The organism is Nocardioides sp., from assembly GCF_031397825.1.
GTDB lineage: Bacteria > Actinomycetota > Actinomycetes > Propionibacteriales > Nocardioidaceae > Nocardioides.
Genome location: NZ_JANNML010000208.1, coordinates 1 through 8,872, shown reverse-complemented (window position 1 = coordinate 8,872; position 8,872 = coordinate 1). Strand labels below are relative to the sequence as shown.

The window sequence follows — 8,872 nt, the reverse complement described above, 5'->3', positions numbered from 1 at the left end:
CCCTCCCCCGTCGTCCACCGCACGGTGGTCCACCCGCGAGCCGCCGTCAACGCTGCGAGGTGGCGGAGCAGCTCGCGTGCACCGCCGCGCCCCCGGAGCCGATCGTCGACGAACAGGTCGTCGAGGTAGCAGCCGACCGAGCCGGCGAGCGGCCGCTCGAAGCGCCGCCAGTGGGCCAGCCCCACGGGCTCGTCGCCGTGCCGCAGCAGGAGGCCACTGGTCTGGGCGGAGTCGTCGAGGATCCACGACCACACCGTCGCCAGGTGCGCCTCCGAGAGCCGGAAGCCGGCACTGGCGGCGTACGCCGTGTAGAGGCGCCCCCACGCCCCCCGGTCCTGCTCCGTCGCCTCGCTGACCACCCACGGCTCACCCGGACTCGTCATGCCGCCATCCTGCACGCCGTACCGTCGACCCGTGCGCCCACCCGACCCCGTCTTCGCCGATCCCCGTCTGGCCGTGCTCTACGACGCCCTGGACGACGACCGGAGCGACCTCGACGCCTACGTCGCCATCGCCGCGGAGCTTCAGGCGACGACCGTGGTCGACGTCGGCTGCGGGACGGGGTCGCTGGCGGTGCTACTGGCCGAGCGCGGCCTCACGGTCGTCGGCGTCGACCCCGCGGGCGCCTCGCTCGACGTCGCGCGGACCAAGCCGTACGCCGACCGGGTGACCTGGCTCCACGGCGACGCGACATCGCTCCTCGACGGCGAGGGAGCCGCGGGAGCAGCCGACCTCGTCGTCATGACCGGCAACGTGGCCCAGGTCTTCGTGTCCGACGACGACTGGACCGCGACCCTCGCGGCGGTGCGCAGCTGTCTGCGCCCCGGCGGCTGGTTCGTCCTCGAGACGCGGCGCACCGACGCGCGCGCGTGGGAGTCCTGGGACGTCCCACCCGCGCCCGTCGACCTTCCCGACGGACGACGCGTCGTCGTGAGCCGGGCGGTGACCGAGGTGGCGCTGCCCCTGGTGACCTTCGAGACGGCCACGACGGTGGGTGGCGACACCGTGCCGTCGACGTCGACCCTGCGCTTCAGGAGCCTCGACGAGATCGAGCGCGACCTCGCGGACCACGACCTCGTGCTCACCGACGTGCGCGAGGCACCCGACCGCCCCGGCCTCGAGATGGTGCTGCTCGCCCGACGTGACTGATCACAGCCCGGCGAGCCACTCCTCCACACGATCCACCCGGCGGACGTGCGGGTAGGCGTAGAAGACGCTGTCATGCTCGACCGCTCCCAGGACGACGTCCATCACCGCCGCACGGCTGCGAGGTCACCCAGCTGACCTGCCACCCAGACCTTCACCGAGAGTCATGCCTCACCACTCGACGAGCGCCTCGATCGCGGGGAACTGACGCTGCAGCGCGCGCAGGTGCGGCGCGACCGCGGGGTGGCGGTACTTGCCGGCCAGCGCCCCCTCTCCCCCGGCGACCCGCGCCAGCGCCCACTCGGCGAGCGACAGGGCGGTGTAGACACCGGAGATCCGAGCCCCGAGCAGGGCGTCCTCACGTGAGGCGAGGCCGTCGGGGAGACCGAGCAGATAGGCATCGAGCAACGGCTCGAACTCCTCGCGGGACGCCAGCGAGAGCAGTCCCAGGTCTGCCCCGACCGGTCCGGTGCCGAGCATCGACCAGTCGATGGCGAGCACCTCGTCGTCGACGCGTCCCGGCAGGTTGGCCAGCGTCGGGTCACCGTGCTGCGGGACGTGCGGGAGCGACTCGCTCACCGCGAGCAGCGTCGTACGACGGGTCCACAGGTGATCCGCGACGTCGGCCACCGTCGTGCGTGCGAGCGTGGGCCAGCCACCTCGCGACTCGACCCGGAGGAGCCGCGCCCGGAGCTGGTGCTCGGCCAGCCACGCGGGCCGCGGCAGCTCGCAGCCGGCGAAGCGTCCCAGCCCCATCGCGAGGAAGAGCCCGCTGCAGGAGGCGTCCTCGACCCACTCACGCGTGATCGTGATGCCGTCGGCGTCCTCCTCGACTCCCGCCGGAGCCGATCGCAACCCGGACGTCGTGGCGGTGAGGGCACAGTCGAGCACGTCGGCCTCACGCCGCCAGTAGGCGAAGTGTCGGGGGTCGGAGAGCTCGGAGGGGTCGTCCTGGCGGGGACGTGCGAGGCGCTTCACGACCATCGGTCGCCCGCTCAGACTGGTGCGCCAGACCCCCACCGTGGACGTACCGGTGCCGCCGGGGAGCGGGTGCCACCCGGGCTCGGGCTGCCACATGCTCGGGACGCTAGCGGACGTGAAGCCTCACAGACGTGGACGCGCCGGGCGCAGCCTCTCACGCGTTGCGCACGTCGATCCGCGCGCTGCAGGCGTCCCGAACGGCCTGCTCGAGGATCCCGCGCTTCGGGTCGGGGACGTCGAGCCAGGGCTCCACCACCGTCAGGCCGGTGAGCCGGGGATCGGCGAGGACCTCCTCGACCGCGCTGCGGTCGCCCCCGGTCACGACCGGGTGCCGCTGCCCCAGGATGCGCGCCGCGTGCTCGGCCGCTGCCTCGTAGGCCTGCCGGGCCTGGTTGTCCCGCCGCCGAGCGAAGCGCTGCTGGGACTGACCGCCCGCCTTGGTGCGGCCCTGCACGTGACGCTGGCCGACCTTCGACTCCCCCGTCGTCGTGCCGGAGAGACGGGCCACGGCGAAGCCGCCCTTGCGCACGAGCAGCACGCCCCAGTCGTCCGGGACCGACCCCTCGACGGCGGCGACGAATGCGCCGACGTCGTCCGGCGGTCCGTCGTACGACTGGTCGAAGGGGAGGTGCGCCACGAAGTCCGACCCGTCCTCGGCGACGCCGGTCAGCGCACCGTCCGTCACGGTGCGGCTCGTCGGGCCGTGCCGCTCGGCGAAGTTGGCGAGCCACCGCTCGATCCGGGCTGCAGGGACGATGATCGGCACGGGGGCGAACCTAGCCCGCGCGCCGCACCACTGCCGAGTCGGCGCGATGTTGCACCGCGTACGCCGAGTCGGCGCGATGTTGCACCGCGTACGCCGAGTCGGCGCGATGTTGCACGACTCGGACCGTGGGTCTCGACCCGCCCGTCGTGGGCTCGCACGCTCGCCCGCGGGGCTCGCTCGACCTCCTCGGGTCGCACGCCTGTCGCTTCGCTCCAGGCTTGCGCCTCAGACGTTGAAGCCGAGGGCTCGCAGCTGCTCGCGGCCGTCGGGGGTGATCTTGTCGGGGCCCCAGGGCGGCATCCAGACCCAGTTGATGGCGACGTCGTTGACCAGACCCTCGAGCGCGGCGTTGGTCTGGTCCATGATCACGTCGGTCAGCGGGCAGGCCGCGGAGGTCAGGGTCATGTCGAGGACGCAGTTGGTGGCCTCGTCGAGATGGACGTCGTAGACGAGGCCGAGGTCGACCACGTTGATCCCGAGCTCGGGGTCGACGACGTCCTTCATCGCCTCGGTGACGTCGTCGACGGACACCGTCGACACACCGCCACCCGTGGGAGCAGCCTCGGGCACGTCGGGCAGGTCGCTGTGGTCAGCCATCAGATCTCCTTCGATGCGGGCTCGACCGAGCCCGCCTGGGTGGTGGCGTCTTTCCAGGCCATCCATGACAGTAGTGCGCACTTGACGCGCGCCGGGAACTTCGCGACGCCGGCGAAGGCGATGCCGTCCTCCAGGACGTCCTCGTCGGGCACGACGGCGCCCTTGCCCTGCATCAGGGTGAGGAACTCCTGGTGGATGCTCATCGCCTCGTCGACCGGCTTGCCGATCACCAGGTCGGCCATGACCGAGGTCGAGGCCTGCGAGATCGAGCAGCCCATGGCGTCGTAGGACACGTCGGACACCACGCCGTCGGTGACGTGGACGCGCAGCGTCACCTCGTCGCCGCAGGTCGGGTTGACGTGGTGCACCTCCGCCTCGAAGGGTTCACGCAGCCCTGCGTGGTGGGGGTGCTTGTAGTGGTCCAGGATGATCTCCTGGTAGAGGGCGTCGAGGTCTTGGCTCATCTCTCAACTCAACTTGAAGTAGGAGCGGGTGTATTCCAGCCCCTCGACGAGGGCGTCGATCTCGGCGGGCGTCGTGTAGAGGTAGGACGACATCCGGGTCGAGCTCTGCACCCCGAAGCGGGCGTGGGCGGGCTTGGCGCAGTGATGACCGGCGCGTACGGCGACCCCGCGCGAGTCGAGGACCTGCGCGATGTCGTGGGGGTGGACGCCCTCGAGCTCGAAGGAGATCGCCCCACCGCGCTGGTCGGCGTCCAGGGGACCCAGGACCTTCAGGCCCGGCAGCGTGGCCAGTCCTTCGAGCGCGTAGGCGGTGATCGCCTTCTCGTGGTCGTGGATCGCCTCCATGCCGATGTGGCCGAGGTAGTCGACCGCCGCCCCGAGGCCGATGGCCTCCACGATCGGCGGGGTGCCGGCCTCGAACTTGTGCGGGATCCCGGCGTAGGTGGAGATGTCCATGCGGACGGTCTCGATCATCTCGCCACCGCCGTGGAAGGGCGGCAGGGCCTCGAGCACCGCACGCTTGCCCCAGAGCACGCCGATGCCGGTCGGGCCGACGACCTTGTGCCCGGTGAAGACCAGCAGGTCGGCACCCGACGCGGTCACGTCGACCGGCAGCTGAGGCACGGCCTGCGACGCGTCGAGCACGACGATCGCGCCGACCTCGTGGGCACGGCGAGCGATCTCTGCGACGGGGTTGATGGTGCCGAGCATGTTGGAGACCCAGGTCAGCGAGACGACCTTGGTGCGCTCGTTGATCAGCTCGTCGATGTCCGACAGGTCGAGACGACCGTCGTCGGTCAGGCCGAACCACCGCAGCGTCGCGCCCTTGCGCTGCGTGAGCAGCTGCCACGGCACGATGTTGGAGTGGTGCTCCATCTCGGTGATGACGACCTCGTCGCCCTCACCGATCGCCAGGTCGCCGGTCGCCCAGGCGAGCGTGTTGGCGACCAGGTTGAGCGACTCCGTGGCGTTCTTGGTGAAGATGACCTCGTCGCGCGAGGGTGCGCCGATGAAGGCCGTGACCTTGTCGCGCGCGGCCTCGAACGCCTCCGTCGACTCCGCGCCGAGCTGGTGCATGGCGCGGGAGATGTTGGCGTTGTGCCGCTCGAGGTGATCGACCATCGTGTCGATCACCACCTGCGGCTTCTGCGAGGTGTTGGCGCTGTCGAGGTAGACCAGCGGCTGCCCGTTGTCGAGCACGCGCTCGAGGATCGGGAAGTCCTTGCGGATCACGTCCAGCTCGGGGAGCAGGCCTTCCATGGTGGTTGTTCCTTCCTCGGCGGTGGGGCGGCGGGTGGGGCTCAGACCTTCGTCAGGTACTTGTCGTAGCCCTCGGCCTCGAGCGCGTCAGCCAGCTCGGGACCACCCTGGTCGGCGATCTTGCCGTCGACGAAGACGTGCACCTGGTCGGGCGTGATGTAGCGCAGGATCCGCGTGTAGTGCGTGATCAGCAGGACGCCCTTGCCCTCCTGGGCGCGGAAGCGGTTGACCCCCTCGGAGACGATCTTGAGCGCGTCGATGTCGAGGCCGGAGTCGGTCTCGTCGAGCACTGCGATCTTGGGGTTCAGCAGCTCGAGCTGGGCGATCTCGTGACGCTTCTTCTCGCCGCCGGAGAAGCCCTCGTTGACCGAGCGCTGGCCGAAGGACGGGTCGAGGTTGAGGTCCTGGAGCGCCTTGTTGACGTCCTTGACCCAGTGGCGCAGCTTGGGCGCCTCCCCGTCGATGGCGGTCTTGGCGGTGCGCAGGAAGTTGGACACCGAGACACCGGGGACCTCGACGGGGTACTGCATGGCCAGGAAGAGGCCGGCGCGGGCGCGCTCGTCGACCGACATCGCGAGGACGTCGTCACCGTCGAGGGTGACGCTGCCGCCGGTGACGGTGTACTTCGGGTGGCCGGCGATGCTGTAGGCCAGCGTCGACTTGCCCGAGCCGTTGGGGCCCATGATCGCGTGGGTCTCGCCGTCGTCGATCGTCAGCGTGACGCCCTTGAGGATCTCCTTGGGACCGTCCTCGGTCTCGACCGAGACGTGCAGGTCCTTGATCTCCAGCGTGCTCATATCTTCAGTTCCTCTCAGGAAAACGGTGGGTGAGGTGCGGGACCTCAGGTGGGGCGCACGCCGTTGAGCGTGGTGGTGGTGTCGATGTAGACGCCGTCGTCGCGGACCTCGACGGGGAAGGTCGCGACCGGCTCGGTCGCGGGAAAGCCGCTGGGCTTGCCGGTGCGCAGGTCGAAGCGCGAGCCGTGCAGCCAGCACTCGACCGTGCAGTCCTCGACCTCGCCCTCACTCAGCGCGACGGCTGCGTGCGAGCAGAGGTCCTGCAGCGCGAAGACCTCGTCGCCGTCACGGGCGACGGCCACGTCGATGGCGCCGACGGTGACGCCGAGCGCCTCGTCGGTGGGGACGTCGGTCAGCGCGCAGGCGAGCTCGAAGCCCATCAGGAAGCGTCCTCGGTCACCCGCAGGACGTTCTTGGAGAGCTCCTCCTCGACGGTGGCGAGCAGCTTCTCCTCGAGCTCGGGCACGCCGACGCGGCGGATCAGGTCGTTGAAGAAGCCGTGCACGACCAGCCGGCGCGACTCGGCCTCGGAGATGCCGCGGGCCTGGAGGTAGAAGAGCTGCTCGTCGTCGAAACGGGCCGTCGCGGAGGCGTGACCTGCTCCCTCGATCTCGCCGGTCTCGATCTCCAGGTTGGGCACGGAGTCGGCGTGGCAGCCCTCGGTGAGGACCAGGTTGCGGTTCTCCTCGTAGGTCTCGATGCCCTCGGCCTCCTTGCGGATCAGCACGTTGCCGATCCAGACCGTGTGGGCACCCTGCCCCTGGAGCGCGCCCTTGTAGATGACGTTGCTCTTGGTGCGGGGCTCGTTGTGGTCGGCGAAGAGGCGGTGCTCGATGTGCTGGCCCGCGTCGGCGAAGTAGAGCCCGAGGAGCTCGGCCTGGCCGCCGGGACCGGCGTACTCGACGTTGGCGTGCATGCGGACCAGGTTGCCCCCGAAGGAGATGGCCGTGTGGCGCACGGAGGCGTCACGGCCCACGAGGATCGCGTCGCGACCCAGGTGCACCGCGTCGTCGTCCCAGTCCTGCAGCGTGAGCACGTTGGCTCCTGCACCGTCGCCGACGAGCACCGACGTGGTCGCGGAGTAGCGCGCCGAACCGGTGTGCTCGAGCACGATGGTGGCCTTGGAGAAGCGACCGACGCGGATCACCAGGTGGCCCCACACGAGGTCGTCGACCGACTCACCGTGGAGCTTGAGCCAGACCGGCCCGTCGAGCTCCAGGTCGGCCGGCACGTCGAGGAGCAGCGCGCTGCTCGCGTTGGCCACGGCGAGCGCCGAGGGCCGGTCGTTGGGCGCCAGCTCACCGAGCTCGGCCGCCTGGGCGGCCGAGATCTCGGTGAGGGTCACGCCCTCGGGCAGCGAAGACTCCCAGGTGAGCGTGGCCGCGGAGGCCTCGCCGTCGAGGATGCCGCGCAGTCGCTTGAGCGGGGTGAAGCGCCAGATCTCCTCCCGGCCCGTGGGGGCCGGGTGGTCCGCCAGGTCGTAGGACGGCGGCGGGTTGAGGTGGCTCTCGATCCGCTTGGTCTCGAGCATCGACTCCACGCTCTCGCGTGCGGTGTCGGTCACAGTCACTGAAAGTTCTTCCTAGCTGTTCGGGTGTGAGCGGGGGCGCCGGCGGTCAGCCGACCGCGCCCTCCATCTGCAGCTCGATGAGCCGGTTGAGCTCGAGGGCGTACTCCATGGGGAGCTCCTTCGCGATCGGCTCGATGAAGCCGCGCACGATCATCGCCATCGCCTCGTCCTGCTCCATGCCTCGCGACATGAGGTAGAAGAGCTGGTCGTCGGACACCTTGGACACGCTCGCCTCGTGACCCATCGAGACGTCGTCCTCGCGGATGTCGACGTAGGGGTAGGTGTCGCTGCGGCTGATCTGGTCGACCAGCAGCGCGTCGCAGAGCACGTTGGACTTGGAGCCGTGGGCGCCCTCGTTGACCTGGATCAGGCCGCGGTAGGAGGTGCGGCCACCGCCGCGCGCCACCGACTTCGACAGGATCGAGGAGGACGTGTTGGGCGCCGCGTGCACCATCTTGGCGCCGGCGTCCTGGTGCTGGCCCTCGCCCGCGAACGCGATCGAGAGCGTCTCGCCCTTGGCGTGCTCGCCCATCAGGTAGACGGCGGGGTACTTCATCGTCACCTTGGAGCCGATGTTGCCGTCGACCCACTCCATGGTCGCGCCCTCCTCGCACACCGCACGCTTGGTGACGAGGTTGTAGACGTTGTTGGACCAGTTCTGGATGGTCGTGTAACGACAGCGACCACCCTTCTTCACGATGATCTCCACGACCGCGGAGTGCAGCGAGTCGGAGGAGTAGATCGGCGCGGTGCAACCCTCGACGTAGTGCACGTAGGCACCCTCGTCGACGATGATCAACGTGCGCTCGAACTGACCCATGTTCTCGGTGTTGATCCGGAAGTAGGCCTGGAGCGGGATGTCCACGTGGACGCCCTTGGGCACGTAGATGAACGAGCCGCCGGACCACACCGAGGTGTTGAGCGCGGCGAACTTGTTGTCACCGACGGGGATGACGGTGCCGAAGTACTCCTGGAAGAGCTCCGGCTGCTCCTTGAGGGCGGTGTCGGTGTCGAGGAAGAGCACGCCCTGCTCCTCGAGGTCCTCGCGGATCGAGTGGTAGACGACCTCCGACTCGTACTGCGCCGCGACACCGGAGACGAGGCGCTGCTTCTCCGCCTCGGGGATGCCGAGCTTGTCGTAGGTGTTCTTGATCTCCTCGGGGAGGTCGTCCCACGTCGCGGCCTGCTTCTCGCTGGAGCGCACGAAGTACTTGATGTTGTCGAAGTCGATGCCGTCGAGGTCGGAGCCCCAGGTCGGCATGGGCTTGCGGTGGAAGAGCTTGAGGCCCTT

Annotated in this window: 11 protein-coding genes; 1 reads left to right on the top strand and 10 read right to left on the bottom strand. The window is 69.6% G+C overall.

Annotated elements, in window-relative coordinates; all coding sequences use genetic code 11:
* The coding region (locus tag RMN98_RS17705) for a GNAT family N-acetyltransferase (protein WP_309650137.1) at positions 1-383 on the bottom strand (383 nt) is incomplete at its 3' end.
* A gap of 31 nt (positions 384-414) precedes the next feature.
* On the opposite strand from RMN98_RS17705, the gene RMN98_RS17700 reads away from it, so the two are divergent.
* On the top strand, positions 415-1,149 hold the full coding sequence (locus tag RMN98_RS17700; protein ID WP_309650136.1) for a class I SAM-dependent methyltransferase: 735 nt from the start codon (positions 415-417) through the stop codon (positions 1,147-1,149).
* A 168-nt stretch (positions 1,150-1,317) separates the two neighbouring features.
* Here the strand turns inward: RMN98_RS17700 and RMN98_RS17695 are convergent, their stop codons facing one another.
* From RMN98_RS17695 to sufB, 9 genes are all read right to left on the bottom strand, one after another.
* On the bottom strand, positions 1,318-2,223 hold the full coding sequence (locus RMN98_RS17695; RefSeq protein WP_309650135.1) for a phosphotransferase: 906 nt from the start codon (positions 2,221-2,223) through the stop codon (positions 1,318-1,320).
* A gap of 58 nt (positions 2,224-2,281) precedes the next feature.
* On the bottom strand, positions 2,282-2,893 hold the full coding sequence (locus RMN98_RS17690) for an acVLRF1 family peptidyl-tRNA hydrolase (RefSeq protein ID WP_309650134.1): 612 nt from the start codon (positions 2,891-2,893) through the stop codon (positions 2,282-2,284).
* A gap of 225 nt (positions 2,894-3,118) precedes the next feature.
* Positions 3,119-3,490, bottom strand: coding sequence for a metal-sulfur cluster assembly factor (locus tag RMN98_RS17685; protein ID WP_309650133.1), 372 nt, complete (start codon positions 3,488-3,490; stop codon positions 3,119-3,121).
* A complete protein-coding gene (gene sufU / locus RMN98_RS17680) occupies positions 3,490-3,954 on the bottom strand; it encodes a Fe-S cluster assembly sulfur transfer protein SufU (RefSeq protein WP_309650132.1) in 465 nt (154 codons plus the stop codon). The genes RMN98_RS17685 and sufU overlap by 1 nt, the downstream gene beginning before the upstream one ends.
* Positions 3,955-3,957: 3 nt before the next feature.
* Complete coding sequence (locus RMN98_RS17675) at positions 3,958-5,214, bottom strand: cysteine desulfurase (protein ID WP_397210044.1); 1,257 nt, start codon at positions 5,212-5,214, stop codon at positions 3,958-3,960.
* 41 nt (positions 5,215-5,255) lie between these two features.
* Positions 5,256-6,011: a Fe-S cluster assembly ATPase SufC gene (sufC, locus tag RMN98_RS17670; RefSeq protein WP_309650131.1), complete on the bottom strand. Its 756-nt coding sequence runs from the start codon at positions 6,009-6,011 to the stop codon at positions 5,256-5,258.
* 44 nt (positions 6,012-6,055) lie between these two features.
* Positions 6,056-6,391 carry a non-heme iron oxygenase ferredoxin subunit gene (locus RMN98_RS17665; protein WP_309650130.1) on the bottom strand — a complete coding sequence of 112 codons (336 nt, stop codon included), beginning with the start codon at positions 6,389-6,391 and terminating at the stop codon, positions 6,056-6,058.
* On the bottom strand, positions 6,391-7,581 hold the full coding sequence (gene sufD / locus RMN98_RS17660; protein ID WP_309650129.1) for a Fe-S cluster assembly protein SufD: 1,191 nt from the start codon (positions 7,579-7,581) through the stop codon (positions 6,391-6,393). The genes RMN98_RS17665 and sufD overlap by 1 nt, the downstream gene beginning before the upstream one ends.
* A 46-nt stretch (positions 7,582-7,627) precedes the next feature.
* On the bottom strand, positions 7,628-8,872 hold a 1,245-nt coding region (gene sufB, locus RMN98_RS17655), incomplete at its 5' end, for a Fe-S cluster assembly protein SufB (RefSeq protein WP_309650128.1).

Coding starts and splice junctions, on each gene's coding strand:
- RMN98_RS17695 (WP_309650135.1), bottom strand. CDS start 2,223: ATGTGGCAGCCCGAGCCCGGGTGGCACCCGCTCCCCGGCGGCACCGGT.
- RMN98_RS17685 (WP_309650133.1), bottom strand. CDS start 3,490: ATGGCTGACCACAGCGACCTGCCCGACGTGCCCGAGGCTGCTCCCACG.
- sufU (WP_309650132.1), bottom strand. CDS start 3,954: ATGAGCCAAGACCTCGACGCCCTCTACCAGGAGATCATCCTGGACCAC.
- RMN98_RS17675 (WP_397210044.1), bottom strand. CDS start 5,214: ATGGAAGGCCTGCTCCCCGAGCTGGACGTGATCCGCAAGGACTTCCCG.
- sufC (WP_309650131.1), bottom strand. CDS start 6,011: ATGAGCACGCTGGAGATCAAGGACCTGCACGTCTCGGTCGAGACCGAG.
- RMN98_RS17665 (WP_309650130.1), bottom strand. CDS start 6,391: ATGGGCTTCGAGCTCGCCTGCGCGCTGACCGACGTCCCCACCGACGAG.